Annotated in this window: 15 protein-coding genes; 9 read left to right on the forward strand and 6 right to left on the reverse strand. The window is 63.3% G+C overall.

Going from position 1 to position 15,640, the window contains the following annotated elements; translation table 11 throughout:
- Positions 1-154: 154 nt before the first annotated feature.
- The 5 genes from ACN0X7_RS12435 to ACN0X7_RS12455 form a co-directional block, all read right to left on the reverse strand.
- The gene (locus ACN0X7_RS12435) at positions 155-2,254 is read right to left on the reverse strand and encodes a sodium-translocating pyrophosphatase (protein WP_417517678.1); all 2,100 of its coding nucleotides are present in this window, start codon (positions 2,252-2,254) and stop codon (positions 155-157) included.
- Positions 2,255-2,411: 157 nt separating this feature from the next.
- Positions 2,412-3,620, reverse strand: a complete 1,209-nt coding sequence (locus ACN0X7_RS12440; RefSeq protein WP_417517680.1) for an MFS transporter — start codon at positions 3,618-3,620, stop codon at positions 2,412-2,414.
- 70 nt (positions 3,621-3,690) lie between these two features.
- On the reverse strand, positions 3,691-4,023 hold the full coding sequence (locus ACN0X7_RS12445; protein ID WP_417517682.1) for a TraR/DksA family transcriptional regulator: 333 nt from the start codon (positions 4,021-4,023) through the stop codon (positions 3,691-3,693).
- A 111-nt stretch (positions 4,024-4,134) separates the two neighbouring features.
- The gene (gene fliP, locus ACN0X7_RS12450; protein ID WP_417517684.1) at positions 4,135-4,887 is read right to left on the reverse strand and encodes a flagellar type III secretion system pore protein FliP; all 753 of its coding nucleotides are present in this window, start codon (positions 4,885-4,887) and stop codon (positions 4,135-4,137) included.
- The gene (locus ACN0X7_RS12455; protein WP_417517687.1) at positions 4,884-5,159 is read right to left on the reverse strand and encodes a FliO/MopB family protein; all 276 of its coding nucleotides are present in this window, start codon (positions 5,157-5,159) and stop codon (positions 4,884-4,886) included. The genes fliP and ACN0X7_RS12455 overlap by 4 nt, the downstream gene beginning before the upstream one ends.
- Positions 5,160-5,368: 209 nt before the next feature.
- Between ACN0X7_RS12455 and flgB the strand changes: the two genes are divergently transcribed.
- The 8 genes from flgB to recA all read left to right on the forward strand — a co-directional run bounded on the left by flgB (position 5,369) and on the right by recA (position 11,867).
- Positions 5,369-5,776, forward strand: a complete 408-nt coding sequence (gene flgB, locus ACN0X7_RS12460) for a flagellar basal body rod protein FlgB (RefSeq protein WP_417517689.1) — start codon at positions 5,369-5,371, stop codon at positions 5,774-5,776.
- Between the two features lie 29 nt (positions 5,777-5,805).
- Positions 5,806-6,213: a flagellar basal body rod protein FlgC gene (flgC, locus tag ACN0X7_RS12465; RefSeq protein ID WP_417517691.1), complete on the forward strand. Its 408-nt coding sequence runs from the start codon at positions 5,806-5,808 to the stop codon at positions 6,211-6,213.
- Between the two features lie 31 nt (positions 6,214-6,244).
- Positions 6,245-6,574 carry a flagellar hook-basal body complex protein FliE gene (locus ACN0X7_RS12470; protein ID WP_417517693.1) on the forward strand — a complete coding sequence of 110 codons (330 nt, stop codon included), beginning with the start codon at positions 6,245-6,247 and terminating at the stop codon, positions 6,572-6,574.
- A gap of 15 nt (positions 6,575-6,589) precedes the next feature.
- A complete protein-coding gene (fliQ, locus tag ACN0X7_RS12475; protein WP_417517695.1) occupies positions 6,590-6,868 on the forward strand; it encodes a flagellar biosynthesis protein FliQ in 279 nt (92 codons plus the stop codon).
- Positions 6,869-6,874: 6 nt separating this feature from the next.
- On the forward strand, positions 6,875-7,639 hold the full coding sequence (gene fliR / locus ACN0X7_RS12480; RefSeq protein ID WP_417517697.1) for a flagellar biosynthetic protein FliR: 765 nt from the start codon (positions 6,875-6,877) through the stop codon (positions 7,637-7,639).
- A gap of 6 nt (positions 7,640-7,645) precedes the next feature.
- Positions 7,646-8,740: a flagellar biosynthesis protein FlhB gene (flhB, locus tag ACN0X7_RS12485; RefSeq protein ID WP_417517699.1), complete on the forward strand. Its 1,095-nt coding sequence runs from the start codon at positions 7,646-7,648 to the stop codon at positions 8,738-8,740.
- Positions 8,741-8,799: 59 nt separating this feature from the next.
- Positions 8,800-10,611, forward strand: coding sequence for an ATP-binding protein (locus ACN0X7_RS12490; RefSeq protein WP_417517701.1), 1,812 nt, complete (start codon positions 8,800-8,802; stop codon positions 10,609-10,611).
- A 161-nt stretch (positions 10,612-10,772) separates the two neighbouring features.
- A complete protein-coding gene (gene recA, locus ACN0X7_RS12495; RefSeq protein ID WP_417517703.1) occupies positions 10,773-11,867 on the forward strand; it encodes a recombinase RecA in 1,095 nt (364 codons plus the stop codon).
- A 23-nt stretch (positions 11,868-11,890) separates the two neighbouring features.
- On the opposite strand, the gene ACN0X7_RS12500 is transcribed toward recA, so the two are convergent.
- Positions 11,891-12,796 (reverse strand): class I SAM-dependent methyltransferase, encoded by a 906-nt coding sequence (locus tag ACN0X7_RS12500; RefSeq protein ID WP_417517705.1) that lies wholly within the window; start codon positions 12,794-12,796, stop codon positions 11,891-11,893.
- Between the two features lie 193 nt (positions 12,797-12,989).
- On the opposite strand from ACN0X7_RS12500, the gene alaS reads away from it, so the two are divergent.
- Entirely contained in the window at positions 12,990-15,632 is a 2,643-nt protein-coding gene (alaS, locus tag ACN0X7_RS12505) for an alanine--tRNA ligase (protein ID WP_417517707.1), read from the forward strand.
- Positions 15,633-15,640: the final 8 nt, after the last annotated feature.

Genomic DNA, 15,640 nt, shown 5'->3' on the forward strand with positions numbered 1-15,640 from the left:
CCAGCCAGCATGTTGAATCAGAACCAGACTGATTTGGGAATCCTAAATCGATTCAATCAAATATGGGGACGCTCTAGAAGCCGGGGCCAGAACAAGAAAAACCCCGCGGAGGAAAACCTCCGCGGGGTTGATCCGTTCATCGATATACCGAAGCCTAGTGAGCCAGAACGGCCAGCAGCAGCAGCGCGATGATGTTGGTGATCTTGATCATCGGGTTCACGGCGGGGCCGGCGGTGTCCTTGTAGGGATCGCCGACGGTGTCGCCGGTCACCGAAGCCTTGTGCGCTTCCGAGCCCTTGCCACCATGGTTGCCGTCTTCGATGTACTTCTTGGCGTTGTCCCAGGCACCGCCGCCGACGGTCATGGAGACCGCGACATACAGGCCGGTGACGATCACGCCCATCAGCATCGCACCGACGGTCGCCAGCGCCGAGCCCTTGTCACCCGTGACCCAGAAGATCACGAAGTACAGGACGATCGGGGCCAGAACCGGCAGCATCGAAGGCACGATCATTTCCTTGATCGCGGACTTCGTCAGCATGTCGACGGCGCGGCTGTAATCCGGCTTGGACGTGCCGGCCATGATGCCCTTGTCTTCGCGGAACTGGCGGCGGACTTCCTCGACCACCGAACCGGCAGCGCGGCCGACAGCGGTCATGGACATGGCTCCGAACAGGAACGGCAGCAGGCCGCCGAAGATCAGGCCGACGACCACATACGGGTTGGACAGGGCGAAATCGACGACCACACCGGCGAAGTACGGATACTGCTCGGGGTTGGCGGCGAAGAAGCGCAGGTCCTGCGTGTAGGCTGCGAACAGCACCAGGGCACCCAGACCTGCGGAACCGATGGCATAGCCCTTGGTCACGGCCTTGGTGGTGTTGCCGACCGCGTCCAGCGCGTCCGTGGTGTTGCGCACCGACTCGTCCAGCTCGGCCATCTCGGCAATGCCGCCGGCATTGTCGGTGACGGGGCCGTAGGCGTCCAGCGCGACGACCATGCCGGCCAGCGCCAGCATGGCGGTGACCGCGATGGCGATGCCGAACAGGCCTGCCAGCGAGAAGGTCACGATGATACCGGCACAGATGATCAGGGCCGGGATTGCCGTCGACTGCATGCCGATGGCCAGACCCTGGATGATGTTCGTGGCGTGGCCCGTGTTGGAGGCTTCAGCAACCGAGCGCACCGGCCTGTATTCGGTCGAGGTGTAATACTCAGTCACCCAGATCAGCAGACCGGTCACGACCAGACCCGCGATCGCGCAGAAGAACAGATCCAGGCCGCTGAAGTTCGACCCGGCGATGGCACCGCTGCCGACCACGAACTCGGTCACGAAATAGATCGCGACGGCCGAGAGCACTGCCGAGACGATGAAGCCCTTGTAGAGCGCGCCCATGATGTTCTGCGACGAACCGAGGCGCACGAAGTAGGTGCCGATGATCGAGGTCACGATGCAGACGCCGCCGATGGCCAGCGGATACATCATCATCGAAGCGGCCAGATCGCCGACGAACAGGATCGAAGCCAGCACCATCGTGGCAACCACGGACACGGCGTAGGTTTCGAACAGGTCGGCGGCCATGCCGGCACAGTCACCGACATTGTCGCCCACATTGTCGGCGATCACGGCGGGGTTGCGGGGGTCGTCTTCCGGGATACCGGCCTCGACCTTGCCCACCAGGTCGGCACCGACGTCGGCACCCTTGGTGAAGATACCGCCACCCAGGCGGGCGAAGATGGAAATCAGCGACGCACCGAAGCCCAGCGCGACCAGCGGGTCGATCAGGCCGCGGCCCTCGACGTTCATGCCCAGCAGCACGGCGTAGTAGCCCGCGACACCCAGCAGCGCCAGGCCGGCGACCAGCATGCCGGTGACGGCACCGGCGCGGAACGCGATCTTGAGGCCTTCAGCCAGACCCTGGCGGGCACCCTCGGTCGTGCGCACATTCGCGCGGACCGACACGTTCATGCCGATGTAACCGGCCGCGCCCGAAAGAACGGCGCCGATCACGAAGCCGAGGGCGACGAGACCGCCCAGCAGCAGATAGAGAATGATCGCGACGACGATGCCGACGACGCCGATGGTCATGTACTGACGGTTCAGATAGGCACGTGCGCCTTCCTGAATGGCGGCTGCGATCTCCTGCATCCGCGCATTGCCAGCGGGTGCGCCAAGCACCTGCATGGCAGTCACCACGCCATAAACGATGGCGAGTGCGCCGGCGACGAGCACCAGCAACAAGGTGGTATCCATAATTCGTATTCCCCTGGGTTAAGGAACGATCGGTGCTGTCCAGGGAATCCCCTCCGGATTCGAAGTCCCGCACCGGGTTCAAAGTGGCGGCTATATGCCAAATGCCGCGCTGCAGCGCAACAGGTGCGCAAATTTAACGCAGATCAGGCATGCATTATCAGGCGCGTTGTGGCTTGAAACGCGAAAACATCAGCCAGAGCGCGCCCATCATCGCGATGCTGACAAGAGGTACGGCGGTCAGGGCAACGGCGTCCCAGCCGATGCGGTCCAGCAACTGTCCCGAACTGAGCGACGACAGGGCAACCACACCGAAAACGAGGAAGTCGTTCATGCCCTGCACGCGCGGCGCCTCGGCAGGTGTATAGCATTCAGCGAGCAATGTCGTGCCGCCGACGAACATGAAATTCCAGCCGACGCCGAGCAGGACGAGTGCCGTCCAGAAATTCAGCATCTCGATGCCGGTTATCGCAAAGCCGACGCAGATGAGGTTCAGTATGGCACCGACGACGATGATCCGCAGGACGCCGAACCGGATGATCAGGCTGCCGGTGAAGAAGGCGGGCAGATACATGCCGACGACATGCCACTGGATGACCGTCGTCGAATCCTCGAACGAGAACCCGCAGAGCTTCATGGCCAGCGGCGTGGCGGTCATGATCAGGCTCATCACGCCGAATCCGATCATCCCGGAGAAGACGGCAACCCAGAAGACCGGGTTCTTCATGATCTCGCGCATCGGCCGGCCGCGGGTTTCCCTCGTCTGACGCGCCAGCGGCGGAATATCCAGGAAGATGACCACCAACGCCGTGATCGCGGCCAGACCTGCCGTACCCACGAAGCAGCCCAGGAACAGGGCTGTCGGTATCAGGTCCTCGGTGTGCTTGGCGATCTCCGGGCCCAGGAACCCCGCAAGCAGTCCCCCGGCCATGACATACGAGACGGCACGGGGGCGAAAATAGACCGGTGAGACATCGACCGCGGCGTGGCGGTACTGCTGCACGAAGGCCGAGAACATCCCGACGAGGGCCGTCGCAATGCAGTAGAGCCAGAAGCTGGCTTCGATCAGCGCGTAGGCGCCGACGGCGCTGCCGGCCAGACCCAGGCCCGCGCCGACCAGAAATCCGGGCCGTCTGCCGAAACGGCCCATGAACATGGCCGCCGGTATGGTGGCGATGGCGGTGCCGGTCACAACGGCGGTCACCGGCAGGGTCGACAACGCCTTGTCGATGGCCAGCGAGTAGCCGATCAGCGGACCGATGGCGATCATGATGGAAAAGGTCGATACGCCGAGACCCTGGCACAGGGCCAGCAGGATCACGTTCCGCTTGACGGTCGGGGACAGTTTCTCGGGCGTGGCGGCAGTCATGGCGCGGACCATATCGCGGTGATTTCAGATCACCACCATCAATTTCGCAGAAAAGGGCTGACCTGCGCGCTTAACGGATATCGGCGCAGTCGATGCAGCGCGGTGTGGCCGGATCGATATCCAGACGCGGCGCGGAAATCTCTTCGCCGCATTCGATGCAATAGCCGAACTCCCCGTCGTCGCAACGGGCGAGTGCGGAATGGATCCGCTTCAATGCGAACAGCCGCTGCTGTTCCGACGCCTTGGCCATCTCCTGCTGCTGCAGCGCGTCCATGCGGGAGAGGCGACCAACCTTCGACTGATCCAGTTCGACGGCCTTTCGCGATTCAGCCGACATGCTGCGCAGATCGTCGAGTGCGTCGCGCCGCGCGATCAGTTGCGCACGGTATCTTTCAATGTCCATCGGTGAACCTGCTCCTGTCGGGAAAGATTGGACACCGATTCAGAAAGCCCGGCAAGCGTCACCGAATCATCAGCCTGAGACGCCATGTGTCTCGACCGGGCCTGTCCCGCCCTAGCCGCCACCGGTGAAACTCCGGACCAGGCTGACGGCCACAAGATTCCAGCCGTCCACGATGACGAAGAAGATCAGCTTGAAAGGCAGGGAGATGATGATCGGCGGCAGCATCATCATGCCCATCGACATCAGGACGCTGGCCACCACCATGTCGATCACCAGAAACGGGATGAACAGCAGAAACCCGATCTCGAAGGCGCGCCGCAGTTCCGAGATCATGAAGGCCGGGATCAGTGCCTGCAGCGGCGTATCCTCCGGCTGCAGGCCGTCGGTGCTGGTCTGGCCCAGATCCAGAAACAGGGCCAGATCCTTCTCCCGCACGTGCACCAGCATGAAATCACGTACCGGGCCGGTGGCGCGGATGAAGGCCTCGCGTTCCTCGATCTCCTCGTTCAGCAGGGGTTCGATACCCTGTTCCCACGCCGCCTCGAAGGTCGGTGCCATGATGAAGGCGGTCAGGAACAGCGCCAGCGAGATGATCACCACGTTGGGCGGCGTGGTCTGCACGCCCATGGCCGAGCGCAGCAGCGACAGCACGATCACGATCCGCGTGAAGGACGTGACGACCACCAGAATCGCCGGTGCAAGGCTGAGGACGGTCAGCAGGGCGACGAGCTGCAGCACGCGCCCTGTGAAGCTGCCGCCTTCGCCAAGGTCGATGTTCACTTCCTGCGCCAGCGCGTTGCCGGACATGAGCAGCAACAGGGGCAGGATCGCTGGCAGCGTGCGTCGGATCATGCCGCCGTTCATTGCGCCGTCTCCACCGCCTGAATGCCCGTCTCGATGACGGTCTCTGCCGTGGGGCTGACGATGATCAGGTGTTCGCGATCGTCGCGCCGGACCAGAACCAGTTTGCGACGTGTGTCGATGGCCTGGACGGAAACGACGGCGAGCCGTCCGGAGCCGCTGGACGTCACACGCGGCGCCAGTCCGAAGCGGCGCGCGGCCCAGGCGGCGCCCGCGATGAGACCGACCACCAGAACGAGGGCGGCCAGAAAGCGAAGATATTCGAAAGTTTCCAAGGGTGCGCTGGCCTTCTGCCGAATGGTTTTCCCGATCAGGGAGATTCTCTCCCGCGATGGGCGGATTCTGGCGCGTCTTGGTTAACGATCCGATAATGCGCCCGGCAGCCGGCGGCAGGTTTCGGACATTACGAATTATTAATCATTTCGGACGACCATCCGGCTTCTCTGCGGATCAGGAATCCGCCTGCGAACGGAACCGGTGGCACATGTTTCTGAAGGACATTTCGGTATTCTCCTCTCTGGCGCGCAACATGGAATGGCTGTCCGCGCGCCAGAAGGTGCTGTCCCAGAACATCGCCAACGCCGATACGCCCGGCTATGAGGCGCGGGACCTCAAGGAACTCAGCTTCCGGGAACTGCTGCACAAGCCGCATCAGGGCATGAAGATGGCAAAAACCTCGACGGGGCACATGACGCCGCCGGGTGCCTCCGACGGTCGCTTTGCGGAAAGCCGCATCGAGGCACCGGACTCGACGCCGAACAAGAACACGGTCGTGCTGGAAGATGAAATCCTGAAGGTCAACGACGCGCGTATGGCCTTCGATCTCGCGGCCTCCCTGTACCGCAAGCACACCCAGATGCTGAAGACTGCCATCGGCGGACGTGGCGGCTGATGATGGACGCCACGAAAGGAGCCTGCTGAATGGATCTTGAGAAAGCAATGATGACGTCGGCGTCGGGGCTGCGGGCCCAGACCGCCCGCATGCGCCTGATCGCCGAGAACATCGCCAACGCGAATTCCAGTTCCACGACGCCGGGTGCCGATCCGTACCGTCGCAAGGTGATGACCTTCGCCCAGGCCTTCGATCAGGCCAATGGCACCCAGACCGTGCGGGTGGACAAGATCATGACGGACAAGACGCCGTTCCGTCAGAAGTATGATCCGGGCAATCCGTCGGCTGACGGGCAGGGGTATGTGAAGCTGCCCAACGTCAATTCGCTGATCGAGATGGTCGACATGAAAGAGGCCCAGCGGACGTACAAGGCCAACCTGACTGTCATCGAGACCGCCAAGCACATGATTTCACGCACGGTGGACCTGCTTCGCTGATGTGTTCCCTACCTGATATGGAGATCCTGAAATGGACGTGACGCTGCAGAATGCGGCGATGGCCTATGGCAAGGCTGTTGGCCGGGGTGGGGAAGCCGGTGACGCGCTTCCTTCGGGCGAGATCGGCGCGGCCGGCGCTGAAGGATCGGCGTTCGCCGACATGGTCAAGGCAGCCGGCGAGAACATCGCCGGTGCGATGGAACGTTCCGAGCAGGTCTCGGTACAGTCGAATGCGGGCAAGGTCGATATCACCGACGTGGTGCAGGCCGTCAACAATGCAGAGATCGCACTGCAGACGGTGGTGGCCGTCCGTGACCGTGTGGTCGATGCCTATCAGCAGATCATCCGCATGCCGATCTGACCGGAGGGTTCCGCCATGACCCCCGTCGAAGTCGTCGATGTCGCGCGCGATGCGATCTGGGTGCTGCTGAAGGTGGCCGCGCCGGTCATGCTGATCGCCCTGGGCGTCGGCCTGACCGTTTCGCTGTTCCAGGCGCTGACGCAGATGCAGGAAATGACTCTGGCCTTCGTGCCCAAGATCATCGCCATCTTCATCGCCCTGATCGTTCTGGCCCCCTACATGATCGGCGAGCTGACCGGTTTCATGGAGATCGTGTCCCTGCGCATCGCGGACCTCGGTCCGAACGGAAGCTGACGGATCATGCTCGCGGACCTGCTGCCCGCCCTGACATTCTCGTTTCTGCTGGTCTTCGCGCGCGTGGGCGCGATCCTGATGGTTCTTCCCGGTTTCGGGGAGCCCTATATCTCGCCGCGCGTGCGGCTGGTGATCGCGCTGGGACTCAGCATCGTGGTGCAGCCGGTGGTGGCGGCCGGCCTGCCGGATATGCCGCTGCAGCCGGTGACGCTGCTGCCCCTGCTTGGCGGCGAGATCATCATCGGCATCTTCATCGGCGGTGCGATCCGGCTGCTGGTGTCCGCGCTGCATGTCGCGGGCATCGTGATCTCGTTTCAGTCCAGCCTCGGCTTTGCGCAGTTCTTCGATCCGGCGCAGGGAGCGCAGGGGGCCCTGCTGGGCAGTTTTCTGACCATCATGGGCATGACCCTGATCTTCATGGCCGACCTGCATCACCTGATGCTGCGGGCCGTGACCGACAGCTACATTCTCTTTCCCGCCGCGCAGGCACCGCCGGTGGATGGCTTCGCCGAGATGGCGGCGGAAGCCGTGGCCAACAGTTTTCTGGTCGGTATCCAGATTTCCGCGCCTTTCATTGCCTATGCCCTGATCCTGTATATCGGCATGGGGCTGGTGAACCGCCTGATGCCCCAGATGCAGGTCTTCTTCATCGTCATGCCGATGCAGATCCTGCTGGCGCTGCTGTTCTTCATGATCACGCTGGGCGCGATGGGCGTCTGGTTTCTGGAGCATTTCGAAGCGGGGACCACGCAGTTCCTGGTTGGCGGGTGATCGGGCATGGCTGACTCAGACCAGGATCCCTCGCAAAAAACCGAGGAACCGACCGACAAGCGGCGTGCCGATGCGCTGAAGAAGGGCCAGGTCGCCAAGTCCCAGGAAGTCGGCCACTGGTTCATGATGCTGGGCATCGCGGGCCTGCTGCTGATCCTGATCAGCCACGCCGCGGCGACCATGGCACGCAGTATGCGGACCTTCATCGCCAGCCCGGACCGGATCGACGTGTCGCCCGGTGCCATGCAGGGTCTGCTGTCAGGCATCGTGAACGATCTGGCCGTCGGTGTGCTGCCGATCATGCTGATGCTGGCACTCGTCGCGGCCGTCGGCACGCTGATCCAGCACCCGTTCATCTTCACCACGGAAAAGCTGAAACCGCAGCTTTCGAAAATCTCCCCCATCGCCGGTGCGAAACGGCTGTTCTCGTCCCAGTCCCTGATGGAGTTCGCCAAGGGCATCGCGAAGCTGGTGATCGTCGCGTTTGTCGCCTTTTCGCTGATCTGGCCGGACATGGACGCCTTGCCGCAGCTGATGCAGGTCGATCCGCTGGGTGTCATGGAATTCGTCCGCAATGAATCCATCACCATGGTGGCGGGAGTCATGGCGGTCATGACCGTCATCGCGGCCGCGGACTTCGTCTACCAGAAGTGGAAGAACAATCAGGAACTGCGGATGTCCCGCAAGGACATCAAGGACGAGCAGAAACAGTCCGACGGCGATCCGTTGATCAAGCAGCGCATCCGGCAACTGCGCATGGAACGCGCCCGCCGCCGTATGATGGCTGCAGTTCCGACGGCGGACGTCATCATTGCCAATCCCACGCATTTCGCTGTCGCGCTGAAGTACGACATCGATACGATGGCTGCGCCGGCATGTGTCGCGAAGGGCGTCGACGCGGTGGCCCTGCGCATCAGGGAGGCGGGCGAAGCCGCCGAGGTGCCCGTGATCGAGAATCCGCCCCTGGCCCGGGCCCTGTATGCAACGGTCGAACTGGACGAACCCATCCCGGTCGAGCACTATCGGGCTGTCGCTGAAATCATCAGTTACGTCATGCAGTTGAAGAACCGTTTTAGCGCCGGTGGAGCAGGAACAGGATGAGCCAGCAGACCGGGATCGCATCGGCTGTCACCGCGACGTGCGGGAAGGAGTCCGGAAAAATGGCCCTGGGGATCGGTACGATCGCCGGTCTCCTGATCGTTGTGGCGATCTCGATGGCCTCCCTGCTCGGGATCCTGCCAGCGCATCAGGGCGTGCTTGTGGGCCTGGCCGGATTGCTGGCCGCGTTTCTGATCGGTTTTTCCCTGATGCGCCGTGCCCGTTCGGATCGGACACAGCTGCAGGACCCGTCATCCGCGGTCGCGCCCGATCGCGAAGACGCGGGATCACCTGAACCGGAACAGCCCGCGAACGTCGCACAAGACGGCCATGCGCGGGAAATCGAGGCACTGAGGCGCGATCTCGTGCGCTCGGACAGTTTTCTCGAAGAACTCATCGCCTTCGCGCCCATCGGTCTCGTGGTGGTGGACAGCTCCGGCACCATCAAGCGTGCCAACGGCACCGTCGGGCGTATGATCGATGCGGACGACACGCTTGTCGGCAGACAGTTCGTCGATGTGTTCGACGCGTCGGTACGGGCGGCTGTCCAGAACTGTTTCGCGGCGACCTTCGCCGGAAACACGGACCTGCCGGTTGCGGATTTGAAGCTTCGGGGCGGCGGCGACCGGGTGGCGCTGGTGAATGGCGGCCTGCTGGCCGACGGCGGTACCGAGCCCCAGGCCGTGTTCTATCTTGTGGATGCCACCGAGCAGCGGAATCTGGAAGCGCAGTTCGCACAGGGACAGCGGATGCAGGCGGTCGGTCAGCTTGCGGGCGGCGTTGCGCACGATTTCAACAATCTGCTGACGGCCATGATCGGCTTTGCCGACCTGCTGCTGATGCGGCACCCGCCTGGCGATCCGTCCTATGCCGACATCGTCCACATCAAACAGAACGCCAATCGCGCCGCCGCGCTGGTCCGGCAGCTTCTGGCCTTCTCGCGGCGGCAGACGCTGCGTCCCAAGGTGCTGAACCTGACGGATGTGCTGACGGACATCTCCGATCTTCTCCGGCGGCTGATCGGTGAGCATCTGAACATCCGGATCGTGCACGAGCGCGATCTGGGGCTTGTGAAGGTGGATCAGGGACAGATCGAGCAGGTCGTGACCAACCTGGTGGTCAATGCCCGCGATGCGATGGATGCGGGCGGAACGGTGACGATCACCACCGGAAACGTGCGTTTCGAGAACGAACAGCGTGTCGGCGACGAGAATATTCCCGCCGGAGACTATGTGGAAATCGCGGTCGCGGACACCGGCCACGGGATCACCGAGGAGAACCTGGCCAAGATCTTCGAGCCGTTCTTCACGACCAAGGCCATCGGCCACGGAACGGGACTCGGGTTGGCCACCGTCTATGGCATCGTCAGGCAGACGGGCGGCTACGTCGATGTCGACAGCCGGGTCGGGGAGGGGACGACCTTCCGCATCCTGCTGCCGCAGGTCGAACAGGATGCGACGGTCGACAATGCGCGCGATCGCAGGAACGCCGTGGACCTCACCGGATCGGGCACGGTGCTGCTGGTCGAGGATGAGGACGCCGTGCGCCTGTTCGCGGCGCGGGCCCTGCGCAACAAGGGTTATCAACTGATCGAGGCGGAGAGCGGAGAAGTCGCGCTCGCCATCATCGAGGAACGCAGCCAGGAGATCGATCTGATGATCTCCGATGTGGTCATGCCGAACATGGATGGCCCGACGCTGATCCGCCGCGCGCGGGAACTGCGGCCCGACATGCGCGCGGTGTTCATATCCGGCTATGCCGAAGAGGCCTTTCGCAGGAGTCTCGGCGACGATCTGGGCGATATCGATCTCTTGCCCAAGCCGTTCAGCCTGAAGCAGCTGGCGGCCAAGGTGAAGGAACAACTCGAACGCTGATTCGAGACGTCATGCGCCGGAAATTCTCGGAACATTTCTGGAATATTTCTGAATTTCCCAATGTTAACAATGCGATGCGATTTGCTTGCATGTTGAGAACAAATTACGTACATTCAGCGTGTTGCACAGGGTGCGCTGGCGGTGAATGATGGGAGAACGGCATGTCGCAATCAGCTTTACGCCTTATTGAAAAGGGATCTCCGGACGTGGTGGAAAAAACCAAGGCGCTTGACGCCGCTCTCGCTCAGATTGAACGCGCATTCGGCAAGGGCTCGGTCATGCGGCTGGGCCAGCAGGAAGCGATGAATGTTGAATCGATCTCGACCGGTTCGCTCGGCCTGGATATCGGACTGGGCATCGGCGGCCTGCCCAAGGGACGGGTGGTCGAGATCTACGGTCCCGAAAGCTCCGGCAAGACGACCTTGACCCTGCACGTGATCGCAGAAGCCCAGAAAAAAGGCGGCGTCTGCGCCTTCGTCGACGCCGAGCACGCGCTGGATCCGGGATATGCGAAGAAGCTGGGCGTCAACATCGATGACCTGATCATTTCACAGCCCGATACCGGTGAGCAGGCGCTGGAGATCGCCGACACGCTGGTGCGCTCGGGGGCGATCGATGTGGTGGTGATCGATTCCGTCGCCGCGCTGGTGCCGCAGGCCGAGCTGGAAGGCGAGATGGGTGATTCCCACGTCGGCCTGCAGGCCCGGCTGATGAGTCAGGCGCTGCGCAAGCTGACGGCCTCGATCTCCCGCTCCGGCTGCATGGTGATCTTCATCAACCAGATCCGCCTGAAGATCGGCGTCATGTTCGGCAGCCCCGAGACCACGTCCGGCGGCAACGCGCTGAAATTCTACGCCTCGGTCCGTCTGGACATCCGCCGGATCGGCGCGATCAAGAACAAGGACGATGTGGTCGGCAACCAGACCCGCGTGAAGGTGGTCAAGAACAAGGTCGCGCCGCCGTTCAAGGTCGTCGAGTTTGACATCATGTACGGCGAGGGCATCTCGAAGACGGGTGAGTTGCTGGACCATGGCGTGAAGATCGGTGTTGTCGACAAGGCCGGCTCCTGGTTTTCCTACGGCGACCAGCGCGTGGGGCAGGGACGTGAGGCGGCCCGGCAGTTTCTGGCGGACAATCCGGATGTTGCCGACGCGATCGAGGCCGAGATCCGGAAGAACGCGGGCCTGCTTTCCGACGCGATGACGACGGGACCCGAAGCCGATGACGACGATGATGACGAGGCCGTGCCCGCCTGATCGGCTGCAGCGGACTGCAGGCGTCAGAGCAATTCGTTCTGACGCTTCTGTGCCCGGAACCGGTTGATCAGCAGGTCGCCCGATTTCATCAGGCTGATGCGGGACTGCCAGTGCTCGACATGTCCAAGCAGGGCCTGCAGCATCGCCGGCTGCTGATCGTACTGCTGGATTTTCTCGACCAGCCGCTGCCACTGCCCGAACTGCTCGGTCAGGCGCGCCAGTACCGGGCCGGTCCTGTCCTCGACGATGCCCACGCGAAGCCCTGATTCGGTCAGCATGCGTACTTCCTCCGACTGGGTGCGCAGGGCGGGCGGATCCGGCTCCCGGGATGATATCATGGCCGTCTCGATGGCCTCCCGGTCGACCTTTTCGGTCAGCACATAGTGGGTCAGGATCATCTCCCCGTCGCGTCGCAGGGATCGCTCGACCTTGCGATAGAACTGCTCGCGGTTGTGACAGGCGTGCAGCAGCAGGCGCGATATCACCAGGTGGTAGCGGTTCTTGCTGAGCTCCACATTCGGCAGATCCACCGGGCCGATGCGGAAGGTGCCTTCGAAATCGACCGCGCGCGCGATGCCGTCGCCGATGCTGGCCCATGTCCGGTCGGGCTCAAGGGCGGTGATCTGCATGCCGTAGGCCTGCGCCAGATGAAGTGGCGGGCCGCCGGTCTCGGCACCGACGATCAGTGTCGCCATGCCGGACGGCGTTGAGATCGGATCGGTCAGATCGGCGATCGGATCGGTCGGCAGCGGCAATGTCCGGCCGCGCCCGAAGATCATGTGCATCGTGTCGATCTCCGGCGAGAATTCGCACCGTATCGTGGCCCTGATCCGTCCTTCCGGGGGCTGGCGGCCACGATCCCGATCAGGCGGGACGTCATATCCTTCCCACCAGGCTTTCAGGCGCGTTTTCAGCTTGGGCCCGGGCATGTCGCTCCGTCTCTGAGGCTTCTGTTCCAGAATGTCCGACACCCTAGGCGAACAGGGCTAACCGACCGTTAACCGGGGACCGGTCAGGCGCGTCCGGGCCGTTCTTGACACTGCGGGGCGCTGACCTCAGATTGGCCGCTCGGAACGGGTGTGGATTTACCGGCCCCGGCCAAGTCTTTCAAAGAGGTGTCACGTGCCCGGCGGCAATGAAATCCGCAAGACATTCATCGACTATTTCCAGTCGAACGGACATACCCACGTCCCGTCGTCGCCCCTGGTGCCGCATCAGGATCCGACCCTGATGTTCACCAACGCGGGCATGGTGCAATTCAAGAACGTCTTCACCGGACAGGAAAAGCGCGACTACGCGCGGGCTGTGACATCGCAGAAATGCGTGCGCGCGGGCGGCAAGCACAACGATCTGGACAACGTCGGCTATACGGCCCGTCATCACACGTTTTTCGAGATGCTCGGCAATTTCTCGTTCGGCGACTATTTCAAGGATCAGGCGATCGAACTGGCCTGGAACCTGGTCACGAAGGAGTTCGGCCTGCCCAGGGAGAAGCTGCTGGTCACGGTCTATTCCGAAGACGAACAGGCGGCCGGGCTCTGGAAGAAGATTGCCGGCCTGCCGGACGAGCGCATCATCCGCATCGCGACGTCGGACAATTTCTGGTCGATGGGTGACACCGGCCCCTGCGGCCCCTGTTCCGAGATTTTCTACGATCATGGCGAGCACATTCCCGGTGGGCCGCCGGGCAGTCCTGACGAGGACGGCGACCGCTTCATCGAGATATGGAACCTCGTCTTCATGCAGTACGAGCAGCGCGGACCGGGCGACCGGCTCGACCTGCCGCGCCCGTCGATCGACACGGGCATGGGGCTGGAACGCATCACTGCCACGCTGAACGGGACGCATGACAATTATGCGACCGACCTGCTGCGCAACCTGATCGAACAGTCCGCCCATTTCTCCAATTCCGATCCCGACGGGCCGGGGGCAGTGCATCACCGCGTCATCGCGGATCACCTGCGCGCGAGCGCGTTCCTGATTGCCGACGGCGTGCTGCCGTCCAACGAGGGGCGGGGCTATGTGCTGCGCCGGATCATGCGGCGCGGCATGCGTCACGCGCACATGCTCGGTTGCCGCGAACCGATGATGTTCCGCTTGGTGCCGGAACTGGTCCGGATGATGGGCCCCACCTTCGAAGAGCTCGGCCGGGCCGAGGCGCTGATCACGGAAACCCTCAAGCTTGAGGAAGGCCGGTTCAAGCAGACGCTGGAACGGGGGCTCAAGCTGCTGGAAGACGAAACCTCCAGGCTGGGTGACGCAGAGCCTCTCGCCGGCGATGTGGCTTTCCGGCTGTATGACACCTACGGGTTTCCGCTGGATCTGACGCAGGACATCTTGCGCGGTCAGGGCCGTTCGGTCGATACCGACGGCTTTGATGCCGCCATGGACAGGCAGCGGGCCGAGGCGCGGAAGAACTGGTCGGGCTCGGGCGAACTCGCCACCGATGCGGTCTGGTTCGACGTGCGCGAGAAAGCCGGTGCCAGCGAGTTTCTGGGATACACATCCGATGTCGCCGAGGCGGTCGTCGCGGCGATTCTGGTCGACGGCAAGCCGGTCGACGCGGCGGCTGACGGTGACGAGGTGGCGGTCATTTTGAACCAGACACCGTTCTACGGCGAATCCGGCGGCCAGATGGGCGACATCGGCACAATCCGCGCCGAAGGTGGCGCGGTGGTCGATGTATCGGATACGCAGAAGCGCGTGGGTGACGTCCACGTCCACATGGGCAGGCTGACCGGCGGCGCACTGCAGGTGGGCGACACGGTGACGGCCCGGATCGATACGGACTACCGCGACCGGTTGCGCGCCAACCATTCGGCGACGCACCTGTTGCATCGCGCGCTGCGGATCCGGCTTGGCGATCATGTGGTGCAGAAGGGGTCACTGGTGTCGTCCGACCGGCTACGGTTCGATATCTCCCATCCCAAGGGGCTGACTGTCGAGGAGATCCGCCAGGTCGATGCCGACGTCAACGCCATGATCCGGGGCAACGGCGAGGTATCGACGCGCCTGATGGCACCGGACGAGGCGGTGAAGGCGGGCGCGCTGGCGCTGTTCGGCGAGAAATACGGTGACGAGGTGCGTGTCGTCTCGATGGGCGGTCTGGAAGATCCCAACTGGTCGACCGAACTGTGCGGCGGCACGCATGTCAGGCGTACCGGCGATATCGGAGCCTTCCACATCGTCAGCGAAGGCGCCGTGGCGGCGGGTGTGCGGCGGATCGAGGCCCTGACCGGCGAGGCCGCGATCGAACATCTGGCGTCCCAGGAAAACGCGCTGCGCCAGGTCGCGGGCGCGCTGAAGACGACCGTTCAGGATGCGCCGGGACGCGTCGCCCAGTTGCTGGAAGAACGCCGCAAGCTGGAGAAGGACCTCGCCGAGGCGCGCCGGAAGGCGGCGATGGGCGGCGGCGCCAGCGATGGACCGGCGGCCAAGCAGATAAACGGTATCCGGTTTGTCGGGCAGGTTGCCGAAGACGTGCCGCCCAAACAGCTGAAGGGCATGATCGATGACATGCGCACATCCGGCGGGCCCGGGGTCTACGCGCTGGTGGGGGTGAACGACGGCAAGGCCGCGCTGGTGATCGGCGTCTCCGAGGAACTGCTGGACCGGACCAACGCTGTCGATCTGGTGCGCGCGGGCGTGGGTGCGATCGGCGGCAAAGGCGGCGGTGGCCGGCCCGACATGGCGCAGGGCGGCGGCCCTGACGGGGCGGCCGCGCATGACGCGCTGTCGGCCGTCGAGACGGCGCTTGCCGGATAGCCACGGGA

The organism is Minwuia sp., assembly GCF_048263705.1.
In the GTDB taxonomy this organism is placed as follows: Bacteria; Pseudomonadota; Alphaproteobacteria; order Minwuiales; family Minwuiaceae; genus Minwuia.

What these genes read in the sequence shown, in the direction of transcription:
- ACN0X7_RS12435 (WP_417517678.1), bottom strand. Translation starts at nt 2,254, where the DNA reads ATGGATACCACCTTGTTGCTGGTGCTCGTCGCCGGCGCACTCGCCATC.
- ACN0X7_RS12440 (WP_417517680.1), bottom strand. Translation starts at nt 3,620, where the DNA reads ATGACTGCCGCCACGCCCGAGAAACTGTCCCCGACCGTCAAGCGGAAC.
- ACN0X7_RS12445 (WP_417517682.1), bottom strand. Translation starts at nt 4,023, where the DNA reads ATGGACATTGAAAGATACCGTGCGCAACTGATCGCGCGGCGCGACGCA.
- fliP (WP_417517684.1), bottom strand. Translation starts at nt 4,887, where the DNA reads ATGAACGGCGGCATGATCCGACGCACGCTGCCAGCGATCCTGCCCCTG.
- flgB (WP_417517689.1), top strand. Translation starts at nt 5,369, where the DNA reads ATGTTTCTGAAGGACATTTCGGTATTCTCCTCTCTGGCGCGCAACATG.
- flgC (WP_417517691.1), top strand. Translation starts at nt 5,806, where the DNA reads ATGGATCTTGAGAAAGCAATGATGACGTCGGCGTCGGGGCTGCGGGCC.
- ACN0X7_RS12470 (WP_417517693.1), top strand. Translation starts at nt 6,245, where the DNA reads ATGGACGTGACGCTGCAGAATGCGGCGATGGCCTATGGCAAGGCTGTT.
- fliQ (WP_417517695.1), top strand. Translation starts at nt 6,590, where the DNA reads ATGACCCCCGTCGAAGTCGTCGATGTCGCGCGCGATGCGATCTGGGTG.
- fliR (WP_417517697.1), top strand. Translation starts at nt 6,875, where the DNA reads ATGCTCGCGGACCTGCTGCCCGCCCTGACATTCTCGTTTCTGCTGGTC.
- flhB (WP_417517699.1), top strand. Translation starts at nt 7,646, where the DNA reads ATGGCTGACTCAGACCAGGATCCCTCGCAAAAAACCGAGGAACCGACC.
- ACN0X7_RS12490 (WP_417517701.1), top strand. Translation starts at nt 8,800, where the DNA reads ATGGCCCTGGGGATCGGTACGATCGCCGGTCTCCTGATCGTTGTGGCG.
- recA (WP_417517703.1), top strand. Translation starts at nt 10,773, where the DNA reads ATGTCGCAATCAGCTTTACGCCTTATTGAAAAGGGATCTCCGGACGTG.
- ACN0X7_RS12500 (WP_417517705.1), bottom strand. Translation starts at nt 12,796, where the DNA reads ATGCCCGGGCCCAAGCTGAAAACGCGCCTGAAAGCCTGGTGGGAAGGA.